Origin of the sequence: Lentzea sp. CA-135723, assembly GCF_050936595.1 — a bacterium.
GTDB lineage: Bacteria > Actinomycetota > Actinomycetes > Mycobacteriales > Pseudonocardiaceae > Lentzea.
This window is the reverse complement of record NZ_JBNJMK010000002.1, coordinates 1,295,176-1,307,807: the sequence shown is the minus strand read 5'-3', so window position 1 is coordinate 1,307,807 and position 12,632 is coordinate 1,295,176. Positions and strand designations below refer to the sequence as shown.

The 12,632-nt window shown below is 68.8% G+C and carries 13 protein-coding genes; 3 read left to right on the top strand and 10 right to left on the bottom strand.

Annotated features, from left to right (window positions below; genetic code table 11):
* Nucleotides 1-40 precede the first annotated feature (40 nt).
* Both ACQEU1_RS42015 and ACQEU1_RS42010 read left to right on the top strand, forming a co-directional pair.
* Nucleotides 41-859: a hypothetical protein gene (locus tag ACQEU1_RS42015; RefSeq protein WP_433215369.1), complete on the top strand. Its 819-nt coding sequence runs from the start codon at nucleotides 41-43 to the stop codon at nucleotides 857-859.
* Nucleotides 856-1,536 carry an SDR family oxidoreductase gene (locus ACQEU1_RS42010; RefSeq protein WP_433215367.1) on the top strand — a complete coding sequence of 227 codons (681 nt, stop codon included), beginning with the start codon at nucleotides 856-858 and terminating at the stop codon, nucleotides 1,534-1,536. The genes ACQEU1_RS42015 and ACQEU1_RS42010 overlap by 4 nt, the downstream gene beginning before the upstream one ends.
* Here ACQEU1_RS42010 and ACQEU1_RS42005 read toward each other — a convergent pair.
* The 9 genes from ACQEU1_RS42005 to ACQEU1_RS41965 form a co-directional block, all read right to left on the bottom strand.
* The gene (locus tag ACQEU1_RS42005; RefSeq protein ID WP_433215364.1) at nucleotides 1,526-1,720 is read right to left on the bottom strand and encodes an MbtH family protein; all 195 of its coding nucleotides are present in this window, start codon (nucleotides 1,718-1,720) and stop codon (nucleotides 1,526-1,528) included. The genes ACQEU1_RS42010 and ACQEU1_RS42005 overlap by 11 nt on opposite strands.
* Before the next feature lie 21 nt (nucleotides 1,721-1,741).
* The gene (locus tag ACQEU1_RS42000; RefSeq protein ID WP_433215361.1) at nucleotides 1,742-2,992 is read right to left on the bottom strand and encodes a lysine N(6)-hydroxylase/L-ornithine N(5)-oxygenase family protein; all 1,251 of its coding nucleotides are present in this window, start codon (nucleotides 2,990-2,992) and stop codon (nucleotides 1,742-1,744) included.
* A 220-nt stretch (nucleotides 2,993-3,212) separates the two neighbouring features.
* Entirely contained in the window at nucleotides 3,213-4,547 is a 1,335-nt protein-coding gene (locus tag ACQEU1_RS41995) for a GH1 family beta-glucosidase (RefSeq protein ID WP_433215358.1), read from the bottom strand.
* Entirely contained in the window at nucleotides 4,540-5,493 is a 954-nt protein-coding gene (locus ACQEU1_RS41990; RefSeq protein WP_433215355.1) for an ABC transporter ATP-binding protein, read from the bottom strand. The genes ACQEU1_RS41995 and ACQEU1_RS41990 overlap by 8 nt, the downstream gene beginning before the upstream one ends.
* Nucleotides 5,490-6,308: an ABC transporter permease gene (locus ACQEU1_RS41985; RefSeq protein ID WP_382443590.1), complete on the bottom strand. Its 819-nt coding sequence runs from the start codon at nucleotides 6,306-6,308 to the stop codon at nucleotides 5,490-5,492. Before ACQEU1_RS41985 ends, ACQEU1_RS41990 begins: the two co-directional genes overlap by 4 nt.
* A 3-nt stretch (nucleotides 6,309-6,311) precedes the next feature.
* Entirely contained in the window at nucleotides 6,312-7,292 is a 981-nt protein-coding gene (locus ACQEU1_RS41980; RefSeq protein WP_433215352.1) for an ABC transporter permease, read from the bottom strand.
* The gene (locus ACQEU1_RS41975; RefSeq protein WP_433215349.1) at nucleotides 7,289-8,194 is read right to left on the bottom strand and encodes an ABC transporter ATP-binding protein; all 906 of its coding nucleotides are present in this window, start codon (nucleotides 8,192-8,194) and stop codon (nucleotides 7,289-7,291) included. Before ACQEU1_RS41975 ends, ACQEU1_RS41980 begins: the two co-directional genes overlap by 4 nt.
* Nucleotides 8,195-8,198: 4 nt before the next feature.
* On the bottom strand, nucleotides 8,199-9,842 hold the full coding sequence (locus ACQEU1_RS41970; RefSeq protein WP_433215346.1) for an ABC transporter substrate-binding protein: 1,644 nt from the start codon (nucleotides 9,840-9,842) through the stop codon (nucleotides 8,199-8,201).
* A 113-nt stretch (nucleotides 9,843-9,955) separates the two neighbouring features.
* Nucleotides 9,956-10,951 (bottom strand): LacI family DNA-binding transcriptional regulator, encoded by a 996-nt coding sequence (locus tag ACQEU1_RS41965; RefSeq protein WP_433215343.1) that lies wholly within the window; start codon nucleotides 10,949-10,951, stop codon nucleotides 9,956-9,958.
* 264 nt (nucleotides 10,952-11,215) lie between these two features.
* On the opposite strand from ACQEU1_RS41965, the gene ACQEU1_RS41960 reads away from it, so the two are divergent.
* The gene (locus ACQEU1_RS41960) at nucleotides 11,216-11,755 is read left to right on the top strand and encodes an MOSC domain-containing protein (protein WP_433215340.1); all 540 of its coding nucleotides are present in this window, start codon (nucleotides 11,216-11,218) and stop codon (nucleotides 11,753-11,755) included.
* On the opposite strand, the gene ACQEU1_RS41955 is transcribed toward ACQEU1_RS41960, so the two are convergent.
* Complete coding sequence (locus ACQEU1_RS41955; RefSeq protein WP_433215337.1) at nucleotides 11,752-12,489, bottom strand: alpha/beta fold hydrolase; 738 nt, start codon at nucleotides 12,487-12,489, stop codon at nucleotides 11,752-11,754. The two genes, ACQEU1_RS41960 and ACQEU1_RS41955, sit on opposite strands and share 4 nt — an antisense overlap.
* Nucleotides 12,490-12,632 lie beyond the last annotated feature (143 nt).

Here is a 12,632-nt window from a genome sequence, read left to right as displayed (position 1 = left end):
ATGTAATGAACCATAGCAGTGGCGAGGTAGCATTGGCCACGTGGTCGGGGTCGCGATCCTGTGCGCGGTGCTCGCGGCCGGGTGCAGTGCGCTCGGCGCGATGTGGCAGCACGCCGGTGTGCGTGAGCTGCCGGGACTCAGGCTGGCCTCGGCCCACCAGCTGGTGCGCTCACGCCGCTGGGTCTCCGGGTTCCTCGTCCTCTTCGCGTGCGCGGTGCTGCAGGTCGTGGCGCTGGCGCTGGCCCCCGTGTCGGTGGTCGCGCCGCTGAACGCGCTGGCCATCCCGATCATCGCGGTCGCGCGGGCCAGGAGGTTCACCGGCATGCTCGCCGTCGCGGTGCTGGTGGCGACGGCCGGGATCGTGGTGTTCGTGTCGATCACGGCGGGCGAGGCGGTGCCGACGCAGGTGTCGGCGAACGTGGCGTTGCAGGCGGGGCAGCTCGTGGTCGCGGGCGTGCTGGTGTGCGTCGTGGCGGCCACGTTCACCGCGGACACCGTGCGCGCGCTGTCGCTCTCGGTCGGCGCCGGCATCCTGTACGGCCTGGTCGCGGTGCTGGTCAGGGACGTCACCACGGCGTTGCCCGAGATCAAGTGGCTGTCCATGGGCGCGCTGGCCGTCGCGTTCCTGACCGGCGCCTGGTTCATCCAGCTCGGCTACGCCGCCGGCCCGCCCGACCTGGTCGTCGCGGGTCAGACCGTGGTCAACCCGATCGTGGCCGCGTGGATCGGCATCAAGCTGCTCGGCGAGGGCTCCGGCATGAGCGGCCTGTCGCAGGCGGGCCTGGTGATCAGCGCGGTCGCCGCCGTCTCGGGCACCGTGGTGCTGGCCTACTACCACCGTGCCAGGGTGGACGCATGACCTTCGTCGTCACGGGTGGCACCGGATCGCTGGGCCGGCACGTCGTCGCCGCGTTGCCGGGAGCGCGGTCGGTGTCGCGTTCCTCCGGCACGGACCTGGTGCGCGGCACGGGGTTGCGCGCGTTGCGGGCCGACGTGGTGGTGCACTGCGCGACGTCGTTCCGGCACGAGGTGGCGATGGCCAGGTCGGTGCTGGCCTCGAAGCCGTCGCACCTGGTCTACATCTCGATCGTGGGCTGCCACGAGGTGCCGCTGCCCTACTACAAGCAGAAGCTCGCGGCCGAGCGGCTGATCCTCGACTCCGGGATCCCGTGCACGATCCTGCGGGCGACGCAGTTCCACTCGTTGCTGGTCAGGATGTTCGAGGGCGCGTCGAAGCTACCGGTGATGCTCGTGCCGGGGTTCCGGTTCCAGCCGGTCGACGAGGCCGAGGTGGGCGTGGAGCTGGCGTCGCTGGCGCAGGCGCCACCGGCGGGCAAGGCGCCCGAGATGGGCGGGCCGGAGATCCGCGAGGCGGTCGAGTTCGCGCGGATGTACCTGGCTGCCAGGGGAAAGACGCGCAGGATCGTGACGTTGAAGGCGCCTGGAGCGACCTATCGTGCCTACCGCGCGGGCGGGAACCTGAGCCCCGACCGAGCGGTAGGCAACTGCACTTTCGCCGACTACCTCAACGGATAGAGGCCGGGCGCAGGTCCGTCCAGTTCTCCTCGACGTAGGCCAGGCACGCCTCGCGGCTCTCCTCGCCGAACACCTTGGTCCACCCGGCGGGCACCTCCGCGAACGTCGGCCACAGCGAGTGCTGCTCTTCTCCGTTGACCAGCACGAAGAAACGGCCCTGCGGGTCCTCGAACGGGTTGGTCATGACGATCCTCTCGTGCCGGAACTACTTGACTGCGTGGAGCTCGAACTCGGTGTGGTGCTGGGCGACCCGGCGCAGCACCGAGTCGAGGATCTCGCCGACGCGCACGGCGGTGTTGGACAGCAGCGACGACGTGATGCCGTGCGTGTGCTCGGTGCCGCCCTGCAGGTAGACGCCGCCGCGCAGGCCCTTGTCCGTGACGACGCGGTAGTCGCGGGTGACCTTCAGGCGGCCGCGCTCGTCGCGTTCGCAGTGGCCGGCGAGGTCGCCGAGCAGGCGGACGGGGTTGGCCGGGCGGTAGCCGGTGGCGTAGACGATCACGTCCGCGTCGATCGGCAGCTGCCCGCCGTCGGCGAGCGACTCGACCACGCACTTGCCGTCCGGCGTGACGTCGGTGAGGCGGGAGGTGTTGTGCAGCAACAACCTCTGCCTGCCGACGACCTTCTCGCGGTAGACCCGGCGGTACAGCTCCTCGATCAGGTCGCCGTCGACCACGCCGTAGTTGGTGTTGGCGTGGTAGCCCATGAGCTTGGCCTTGACCTCCTCCGGCGCGGTGTAGAAGTCGTCCACGGCGGCGGGGTCGAAGATCCGGTTGGCGAACGAGCTGTCGTCGGCCGGGCTGTAGCCGTAGCGCGCGAAGACGCCGTGCACCTCGGCCTCGGGGAACCGGTCGTGGAAGAACGCGACGGCCTCTGCCGCGCTCTGGCCGGCGCCGACCACGACGACCTGGCGCGGGTCCTTCAGTGTGCCGACGCGGGTGAGCAGGTCCTTGTTGTGCCAGATGCGGTCACCGGCCTCGATGCCGTCCGGCAGGTTCGCCTCCAGGCCGGTCGCGAGCACCAGGTTGCGCGTCCTGACCTCGCGGTCCCCCGCCGTGAACGCGAAGCCCTCGTCGTCCGCCCGGACGCCGGAGACCTCCACGCCGTACGAGACGTGGTGCTCGACCCGTTCCGCCGCCCACTCGAAGTAGTCGTGGAACTCCTTGCGCAGCGGGTAGAGGTTCTTGTGGTTGACGAAGTCGATCAACCGGCCGCGGTCGCGCAGGTAGCACAGGAAGCTGAACCCGCTGGTCGGGTTGCGCAGGGTGACGAGATCCTTGAGGAACGACACCTGCATCGTGGCGTCCTCCAGCAGCATCCCCCGGTGCCAGCCGAAGCGCTGCTGCCGTTCGAAGAACCGGGCTCTGACCGGGAGCTCGTGCTCCTCCACGGCGATCGCGAGAGCGAGGTTGGACGGGCCGAAGCCGATTCCGGCCAGGTCTAACACCGGTTCCATCGCGATCCTCTCCGAGCACTCCCCAATGGCGTAAAGTAACCCTAACTTAACTAAGGTATGCCTTAGCTAGTGCATTCGGACGTGATCTACGCCGCTGGATCGCGAGAACGGTCGTGCGCGAGTCCCGCTCCACCGAGGTTCGAGGCCGGGGAATGGAACCGGCCCGGCCGTCGTGAGGGCGCAGAAGAGACCACGACGGCCGGGCCGGGGATCAGGGAGGTCAGGCGCGCGACCGCGTGATCAGGTCGCGGTACCACTGCGCGCTCTGCTTCAACGTGCGTTGCTGCGTCTCGTAGTCGACGCGCACGATGCCGAACCGCTTGCCGTACCCGTAGCCCCACTCGAAGTTGTCCATCAACGACCACGCGAGATAGCCGCGCACGTCAGCGCCGGCCCGCACGGCGGCGGCAACGGCGCCGATGTGCGACCGCAGGTAGTCCACGCGGTCGGTGTCGGCGACGTAGCCGTCCTCGACGTCGAGGTCGTCGAAGGCGGCGCCGTTCTCGGTGATCACCATCGGCACGCCGTAGTCCTGCTGCAGGCGCACCAGCAACGCCGTGAAGCCCTCCGGCACGATCTCCCAGCCCATCGCGGTGACGGGCCTGCCCTGCGGCACCACCTCGGTCACGGCCGGGTCGTCGGTCGCCCGGTGCACGTGCGAGGTGTAGTAGTTCACGCCGAGGACGTCGATCGGGGTCGAGATGATGTCCAGGTCGCCGGAACGGGCCGGGATCTCGGCACCGCGCGCCGCGATGTCGGCCAGCACGTCCTCCGGGTAACGGCCGTGCACCAGCGGGTCCAGGTAGATCCGGGTGCCCAGCCCGTCGGCGCGGCGGGCGGCGTCGAGGTCGCGCGGGTCGTCCGACGCGGCCGAGTGCGTGCCCAGGTTCAGCGTGATGCCCAACGACGCCACCCCGCGCGACCGCAGTTCCTGCGCGGCCAGGCCGTGCGCCAGCAGCAGGTGGTGCGTGGCGCGCATGGCCTCGGCGAAGTTCGTGCGGCCGGGAGCGTGCCTGCCGGTGTCGTAGCCGAGCATCGCGGAGCACCACGGCTCGTTCAGCGTCGTCCACGTCGGCACCCGGTCGCCCAGCGCGTCGTGCACGAGGCCCGCGAACTCGGCGAAGCGGTAGGCGGTGTCGCGGTGCGGCCAGCCGCCCGCGTCCTCCAGCTCCTGCGGCAGGTCCCAGTGGTAGAGCGTGAGCCACGGGTCGACGCCCTTGCCCAGCAGCTCGTCCACGAGCCGGGAGTAGAAGTCGACGCCCTTGGCGTTCACCGGGCCGCGGCCGCCGGGCTGGATGCGCGGCCACGACACGGAGAACCGGTACTTGTCCACGCCGAGCCTGGCGATCATCGCCACGTCGGACGGCATGCGGTGGTAGTGGTCGCAGGCCACGTCGCCGGTCTCGCCGTTCTCGACGGCTCCCGGACGACGGGAGAACGTGTCCCAGATGGACAGCGTCCGGCCGTCCTCGTCGAACGCCCCCTCGATCTGGTACGCCGAAGTCGCGACGCCCCAGAAGAAGTCGGCGGGCAGCCCTTGCACAGCTTCAGACATGCACACCCTCCAACCAGCAGGCGACGCTGCGGCTGTCCACGACCTCGAGCGACGGCATCCGCTCGCCGCACACGTCCATGGCGGACGGGCACCGCGGGTGGAACGGGCAGCCGGACGGCATCGACCGCAGGTCCGGTGGTGAGCCGGGGATGCCCTTCAGCTCGCGCCGGGGCCCGCGCAACGCCGGGAACGACCCGAGCAACCCCTTGCTGTACGGGTGCTTCGCCGCCCGGTAGATCTCGCCGGCCGGCGCCTCCTCGACCACGCGCCCGCCGTACATGATCGCGATCCGGTCGGAGAACTCGACCAGCAGCGAGATGTCGTGGGTGATGAAGATGACCGAGAAGCCGAACGTCTCGCGCAGCCGCATCATCTGGCCGAGGATCTGCCGCTGCACCACCACGTCCAGCGCGGTCGTCGGCTCGTCCATGATGATGATCTCGGGTTCCAGCGCGAGCGCCATCGCGATCATCACGCGCTGCCGCATGCCGCCGGAGAGCTGGTGCGGGTACGCCGAGAGCCGGTCGGTCGGAATGCCCACCAGCGACAGCAGTTCGCGGGCCCGCTCGACGCGCGCGGGCTTGCGCATCTGCGGCCGGTGGGCGCGCAGCACGTCGTCGAGCTGGGTGCCGACCGAGATCACCGGGTTGAGGGCGTTCATCGCACCCTGGAACACGATCGAGATCTCGCTCCAGCGCAGGACCTGCAGCTCCCTGTCGCTCAGCGACAGGAGGTCCTTGCCCTTGAAGAACACCTCGCCGGACGGCACGTGCCCCGGCGGTTGCAGCAACCGGGTCGCGGCGTAGGCCAAAGTGGACTTGCCGCTGCCGGACTCCCCCGCGAGGCCCAGCACCTCGCCCTTGTTCAGCGACAACGAGACGTTGTGCACGGCACGGAGGTTGCCGTAGTCCACCGAGAGATCGCGGATCTCCAGCACCGGGCTCATGCGCGCACCTTCCGCAGCCGGGGATTCGCGTACTCGTCGATCCCGAAGTTGATCAGCGCCAGCGCCGTGCCCAGCAACGCGATGCACAGGCCGGCGGGGACGAACCACCACCACGCGCCCAGGCCGAGCGCCTGGTTGCTCTGCGCCCAGAACAGGATCGTGCCCCAGTTCCAGGTCGACAGGGAGATCACGCCGACGAACGACAGGGTGATCTGGAGCATGACCGCGAAGATCACCGTGCCGACGAAGCCGGAGGCGATCACCGCCATCAGGTTCGGCAGCACCTCGAACACGATGATGCGCCAGGTCGACTCGCCGGATGCCCGCGCGGCCTCCACGAAGTCCCTGCGCCGCAACGACATCGTCTGCGCACGAAGAACGCGCGCACCCCACGCCCACGCGGTCAGCGAGATCACCGCGGCGATCAGCACGGTGTCCGCTGACGGCAGCATCGAGGCCACGATGATGATCAGCGGCAGCGCCGGGATCACCAGGAAGACGTTGGCCAGCATGGACAACGCCTCGTCGGCAGCGCCGCCGAGGAACCCGGACGTGACGCCGACGAGGATCGACAGCAGCGTCGCGAGGACACCGCAGACGAGCCCGACGACCATCACTCCCCTGGTGCCCACGAGCACCTGGGAGAAGATGTCCTGCCCGGTCATGGTCGTGCCGAACCAGTGCGCCCCGGACGGCGGCGACAGCAGGTCGTCGCTCATCGCGGACGGGTCGTACGGCGCGATCCACGAGCCGATGACCGCGATCAGCGTGAAGAAGGCCAGGATGCCCAGGCCCAGCTTGGTCTTGAAGTTCATCCGTCAGCCCTCCCGCCGCGTGCGCGGGTCCAGCAGCAGGTAGCCGATGTCCGCGAGCAGGTTCGCCACCAGCACCGCCAGTGTGATCACCAGGAACACGCCCTGCATCAACGGGTAGTCCTTGCCGCCGATGCCCTGGAACAGCACGTAACCGAGGCCGGGGTAGGAGAACACCATCTCGACCAGCAGGGCGCCGCCGACGATGAAGCCGAGCGACAGCGCGAAACCGGAGATCGACGGCAGCACGGCGTTGCGCGCGGCGTAGGCGAACATGATCCGCTTCTGGCTCAGTCCCTTGGCCCGTGCGACGAGCACGTAGTCCTCCGCCGTCACGGTCACCATCATGTTGCGCATGCCGAGGATCCAGCCGGCCACCGAGCTCACGACGATCGTGACGCCGGGCAGCACCGCGTGCTCCAGGACGCTGCCGATGAACTCGCCGGAGAACTCCGGCACCAGCCCCGGCGCGTACCCGCCGGCCGCCGGGAACAGCGGCCACGTCACGGAGAACAGCGAGATCGCGATCAGGCCGAGCCAGAAGTACGGGATCGACGACAGGAACGTCGTGACCGGGATGAGGTTGTCCATCCACGACCCGCGCTTCCAGCCCGCGTAGACGCCCAGCAGCGTGCCGAGGATGAACGCGATGACCGTGGTGACGCCGACGAGGCCGAGCGTCCACGGCATCGACTGCGCGAGCACGTCCGCGACCGGCGTCGGGAAGAACGTGAACGACAGCCCGAGGTCGCCCCGGAAGAGCGAGCCCCAGTAGTCGAGGTACTGCTCCCAGATCGACTTGTTGTCGTCGAGCCCGAAGAGGATGTACAGCGACGCCATCGCGTCGCTGTTGAGCCGGCCACCGAGCTTGGTGATCATGGCCTGCACCGGGTCGCCGGGCAGCATGCGCGGCAGCAGGAAGTTGACCGTGATCGCCGCCCACAGGGTCACCAAGTAGAACAGCGCACGGCGGAGCAGGAAGGTCATGCCGCCGCCTCCGCGTAGAGCCAGCAGGCGGCCCAGTGGCCGTAGGAGTCGACCTCGACGCGCGGGGGCGCCTCGGTCCAGCAGCGCTCCTGCACCTTGGGGCAGCGCGGGGCGAACGGGCAGCCGGTGGAGACCTGCGTGGACTCCACGGCGGGCGCGTCCAGCGCGACCACCGACCGTTCCGGGTCGGGCGCGGACTCGATCAGCAGCTGCGTGTACGGGTGCGCGGGCCGCTGCGTCACGGTCTCGCTGTCGCCGCCCTCGACGATCTGCCCGCCGTACATCACGAACGTCTCGTCGGCGAAGTAGCGCGCCGACGCGATGTCGTGCGTGATGTAGAGGACGGCGAGCTTGAGCCGTTCCTTGAGGTCCAGCAACAGGTTCAGCACGCCGAGCCGGATGGAGACGTCCAACATGGACACCGGCTCGTCGGCCAGGAGCACCTCGGGGTGCGCGGCGAGCGCGCGGGCGATCGCCACGCGCTGCCGTTGCCCGCCCGAGAGCTCGTGCGGGTACCGGCCGGCGAAGTCCGCCGGCAGGTTCACCCGCTCCAGCAGCTGTTCCACCGTCTCCGGCCGCTTGTGGATCTTGAGCGGCCGGGTGAGGTGGTAGCGGATCGTGTGGATCGGGTTGAGCGATGCGAAGGGGTCCTGGAACACCATCTGGACCTTGCGCCGGTACTCCCGGACCCTCCGCACCTTCTCGCCGTCCAGCAGGATCTCGCCGGAGGTGGGTTCCACGAGCCGCGCGAGCAGCTTCGCCACCGTCGACTTGCCTGATCCGGACTCGCCGACGAGGGCGGTCACGCGCCCGCGGCGCAGGACGATGGAGACGTCCTGCACCGCGCGCACGCGCTTGTAGGTCTTGACCAGACCCTTCGCTTCAAGCGCGACTTCATTCATCGTTCTACGACCCCGCGGGCTTCAGCTTCATGACGATCTGCAGGGCGTTGGGCAGGGTCGCCTGCGGCGGACCGTACGGGTCCTCCTCGGACGGCCAGCCGACCCAGCTCTTCGTGCTGTACTCCGCACCGATCGGGCCGGCGGAGGTCGGGATCATCGGCACCTGCTCGACCATGATCTTCTGCAGCACCGCGAGGGCCTTGGCCCGCGCCGCGTCGTCGGCCGCGTTCGCGTACTCGGCCAGCGCCGTCGTCGCCTCGGGGTTGTTGTAGCGGCCGAAGTTCACCGCCGCCGTCTGCCCCATCGGCTTGATCTCCGCGCCGTCCATGATGTTCTGGTACATCTCGTACGGCGTGGCACCGGTGTTGGTCCAGCGCAGCGAGCCCTGGAACGCGCCGTTGGCGAAGTCGGTCGTCCACGCGTCCGCGGTCTGCGTGCGCACGGTCGCCTCGATGCCGATCTTCTTCAGGTCGCCCTTGATGATGTCGAGCACCGTCAGGTAGTCCGACCAGCCGGACGGGTTCGTGAGCTCGATCGTGACGGGCTTGCCGTCCGGCGCCTGGAGCACGTCGCCCGCGTACTTGAAGCCGGCGGCGGTGAGCTTGGTCTTCGCGCCCTCGACGTCGATCTTGAACTTCGCGTCCTTGTACTCCGGCGCGAGGAATGAGTCACCGGCGGGAAGCGGCATGCCGGTCTTCGACTCGAGCTTCGGGAAGAGCTTGGCCTCACCCTTGACGAAGATCGACTCGCGGTCGATCACGTCGGACATCGCCGAGCGCAGCGCGGGGTTGTCGAACGGCGCGACGGTCGTGTTCAGCCACAGGCCGTGGATGCCGAGACCGGCCGGGAACCAGAGCTTGTGGTTCGCCGGGTCCTTGTCGACGTACAGCTTCTGGTAGTCCGGGATGAAGACGTACGACCACTGGCTCGCACCCGACGCCAGCGCGGTGGTCTGCGCCGTGTTGTCGTTGTACGAGGTGTACTGGATCTCCGGGACCTTGGGCAGTTCCTGCCAGTACTCTGCGCGCCGCGCGATCGTGACGGTCTGCGAGGTGAACGACTTCAGCTCGTACGGGCCGGTGCCGACGGGCTTCGGGTTCGTGTAGGTCGTCGGGTCCTGGACGGTGCTCCAGACGTGCTCCGGGATCACCATCGCGCTGATGACCTTGTTGCGGTTCACGAACTGCGGGCTCGCGAACGAGACCTCGACCTTGCCGTCCGGCGTGGCCGTGGCGGTCTCGACCTTGAGCGAGTCGCGGTTGTTGAGCGCGGGCCACTTCTTCAGGATCTCGTACGAGAAGGCGACGTCAGCGGCCGTGAGCGGCTTGCCGTCGGACCACTTCACGTTCTCCCGGATCGTGAAGGTGACCTTCTTGTAGTCGGGCGTCCAGTCCCACTTCGTGGCGAGCCACGGCACCGGCTCCTGAGCCGGGCGCGTGTTGTTCACGAACGCCAGCGGCTCGTAGATCTGGTACCGGTAACCGAGCGAACCCGCCGCCGACGTCGGCAGGAACGGGTTGTGGTTCTCGGTCAGCGGCCCGTTGGGCATGCCGACGGTCAGCACGCCGGCGGCCTTGGTGGCACCGCCGGAGGAGCAACCTGTCACCGCGAGCGCCATGGCGACCGCGACGATGATTGTTCTGCGCATGGGGGAATCTCCCGATACGGAGCATGAGAGCGCTCTCTCATGCGTACGGCGAACTCGCCAGGTCTTGGCAAGACCTGGCGTGTTCGTTTCAGTTGTGGTGGAGCAGGGTGGGGCTAGGGCGCGGATTCGCGCACGATCAACGAGGTCGGCAGCACCAGCGGGTGGTCGGGCATGGGCTGTCCCTCGAGCGTGGAGAGCAGCATCCGCGCGGCGGCGGCACCCATCTCCTGCAACGGCTGGCGGATCGTCGTCAGCCGGGGTTCGGTGTGTCCCGCGACCGGGACGTCGTCGAAGCCCACCACGGAGACGTCGTCGGGGACGCTCCGGCCGGACTCCCGCAGTGCCCGCAGCACGCCGACCGCCGAGAGGTCGTTCTGCGCGAACACGGCGTCGAAGGGGATTCCGCTCGCGACGAGCTTGTCGACGGCGATCTCACCACCTTCCGTGGTGAAATCGCCGTCGACGACGAGGTCCGGGTGCAGCGTCAGGCCCGCTTCCGCCAAAGCGAGCCGGAACCCGTCCAGCCTCGCCTGAGTGCACCCGAAGTGCGGTGGTCCGGTGACGACGGCGAACCTGCGGCGGCCTGCCGCGACGAGATGCCGTGCGACATCCGCGCCTCCCTGCCGGTTCGTCGTCGTCACCGAAGGGAACTCCGGGTGCGAGCCGCGGTCGTCGATCATGACGACCGGCAGGCCCGCCCGGTAGAGCGTGGAGATGTAGTGCAGCGCGTCCGGCGGCTCGACGACCAGCAGGCCGTCGAAAGCGTTGGCGGACACGTGGTTCGCGAACTGGTTCAGCGACTCGGGACCCCGGTTGAGGGTGTAGAGCAGCAACCCGTAGCCGTCGGCTTCGAGGGTGTCGACGATGCCCTGCAGCACCTCGCCCATCCACGGCCAGGTGAGCGACGGCGCGAGCATCGCGACCGTGCGGGTGCGGCCACGGGCCAGACCGACGGCGCGTGCGCTGGGCACGTACCCGATCTCGTCGATCACCTTGCGCACGCGCTGCGCGGTGGAGGCGTCCACGTCCGGCTTACCGTTCAGCACACGTGACACGGTCGCTTTGGACACCTGGGCGCGTTGGGCGACCTCTGCGATCGTGACACGCATGCCGAACTTCCTTCCGCCGCCTCCTGAAACCGGTTCCGTAACCGGTTCCGACGAGGTGTGACGGAGTCAACAGCGTGAGGTGAGCTTTAGTCAAGGCTCTTGCCGGAAGTTCGTGAGAGCGTTTCCACGATCTTGTGCATCGACGCAGGTAGGACACCATCGGGTGACTCGAATTGAGACACCTTGATCGATTCGTCCTTCCGTGTTTCACTCCGCCGTTCGGCGTATCCCCTGCGTCTCAACAGTTCGTGCATGATGGCTGTCATGGGGGTTGTCACGGCGGTGTGCCGCAACGAGGAGTACACGTTCACAAAGCCGCAACGCGAGTGCATCACACTGCTCGCCGGTCTCGGCGTCGAGGGGGACGTCCACCAGGGCGTGACGGTCAAGCACCGGTCGCGCGTGGCCCAGGACCCGACCCAGCCGAACCTGCGTCAGGTGCACCTGATGCACGCGGAGCTCTTCGACGAGCTGCGCGAGAAGGGCTTCGCGGTCGAACCGGGCCAGATCGGCGAGAACATCACCACGCGCGGGATCGACCTGCTCGGCCTGCCGACGGGGACGTTGCTGCACCTGGGCGCCGAAGCGGTGGTCGAGGTGACCGGGCTGCGCAACCCGTGCCTGCAGATCGACGGGTTCTCCAAGGGGTTGCTCAAGGAGGTCGTCGGCCGCGACGCGGAGGGCGAACTGGTCCGGCGCGCCGGGATCATGTCGATCGTGCTCGCCGGCGGCGTCGTCCGCCCCGGCGACGAGATCCGGGTAGAACTGCCGGCGCTGCCGCACCGTCCACTCGAGAAGGTCTAGTCGTTGCCGAAGTGGTCGTCGAGGATCACCGAGATCGTTCGCGGCGCCTCGACGACCGCGAGGTGTGCCGCGTCGCCGACGACGTAGAGCTCCGAGTCCGGGAGCTCCTCGTTGATCTGCCGGACGAGCTCGGTCGGTGTCGCGTGGTCCTGCGCGGCGGCGATCACCACGGTCGGCGCGTCGATCTTGGCCAGGTCGGGCCGCAGGTCCATGTCCCGCACGCCCTCGACGCACGCGAGGTACGTCGGCAGGTCGACCTTCAGCAGTTCGGCGCGGTAGTCCGCGACGACCGCCGGCGGGCACAGCGGCGTGAACCAGCGGTCGACGACCCGGTCCGCCACCGCGTCCATGCCGCCGTCCCGCAGCCGCGTGATCCGGTCGTCGAGCCGCGCCTTGTCCGGCACGTGCGCCGTGGTGCAGACGAGTGCCAGCTTGGAGATCCGGTCGGTGTGCGCGGCGAGCCACATGCCGACCATGCCGCCGAGTGACACACCGCAGTAGTGCACCTGGCGCAGCTCCAGGTGGTCCAGCAGTTCCAGCACGTCCTTCGCGAGGTCCTCGATCGCGCACGGGCCGGGCGCGGCGGGCGTCAGGCCGTGGCCGCGGTGGTCGAAGCGCAGCAGCCGGAACGGCAGGGAGAAGTCGCGCCACAGTTCGGTCGTCGTGCCGAGCGCGTTGCCGAGCACCAGCACCGGCGCGTCCTCCGGCCCGGTCAGCGTGTGGTGCGCGAGCACGGCGTCACCTCCTCGCAAGGCCCCGACATCCGCGAGTCTGCCTGGGCTTTTGCCCGTGCGCACGATGAATCGCGTTCCCGCGTTCACGCTCTTCGACAACCACCGTCCCGGCCCCCGCCGAAACACTGTTACGGGTGGCAGAG

Bases quoted from the DNA above. Each gene is read 5' to 3' on its own strand.
- ACQEU1_RS42010 (WP_433215367.1), top strand. From the start codon at position 856: ATGACCTTCGTCGTCACGGGTGGCACCGGATCGCTGGGCCGGCACGTC.
- ACQEU1_RS42005 (WP_433215364.1), bottom strand. From the start codon at position 1,720: ATGACCAACCCGTTCGAGGACCCGCAGGGCCGTTTCTTCGTGCTGGTC.
- ACQEU1_RS42000 (WP_433215361.1), bottom strand. From the start codon at position 2,992: ATGGAACCGGTGTTAGACCTGGCCGGAATCGGCTTCGGCCCGTCCAAC.
- ACQEU1_RS41995 (WP_433215358.1), bottom strand. From the start codon at position 4,547: ATGTCTGAAGCTGTGCAAGGGCTGCCCGCCGACTTCTTCTGGGGCGTC.
- ACQEU1_RS41990 (WP_433215355.1), bottom strand. From the start codon at position 5,493: ATGAGCCCGGTGCTGGAGATCCGCGATCTCTCGGTGGACTACGGCAAC.
- ACQEU1_RS41985 (WP_382443590.1), bottom strand. From the start codon at position 6,308: ATGAACTTCAAGACCAAGCTGGGCCTGGGCATCCTGGCCTTCTTCACG.
- ACQEU1_RS41980 (WP_433215352.1), bottom strand. From the start codon at position 7,292: ATGACCTTCCTGCTCCGCCGTGCGCTGTTCTACTTGGTGACCCTGTGG.
- ACQEU1_RS41975 (WP_433215349.1), bottom strand. From the start codon at position 8,194: ATGAATGAAGTCGCGCTTGAAGCGAAGGGTCTGGTCAAGACCTACAAG.
- ACQEU1_RS41970 (WP_433215346.1), bottom strand. From the start codon at position 9,842: ATGCGCAGAACAATCATCGTCGCGGTCGCCATGGCGCTCGCGGTGACA.
- ACQEU1_RS41965 (WP_433215343.1), bottom strand. From the start codon at position 10,951: ATGCGTGTCACGATCGCAGAGGTCGCCCAACGCGCCCAGGTGTCCAAA.
- ACQEU1_RS41960 (WP_433215340.1), top strand. From the start codon at position 11,216: ATGGGGGTTGTCACGGCGGTGTGCCGCAACGAGGAGTACACGTTCACA.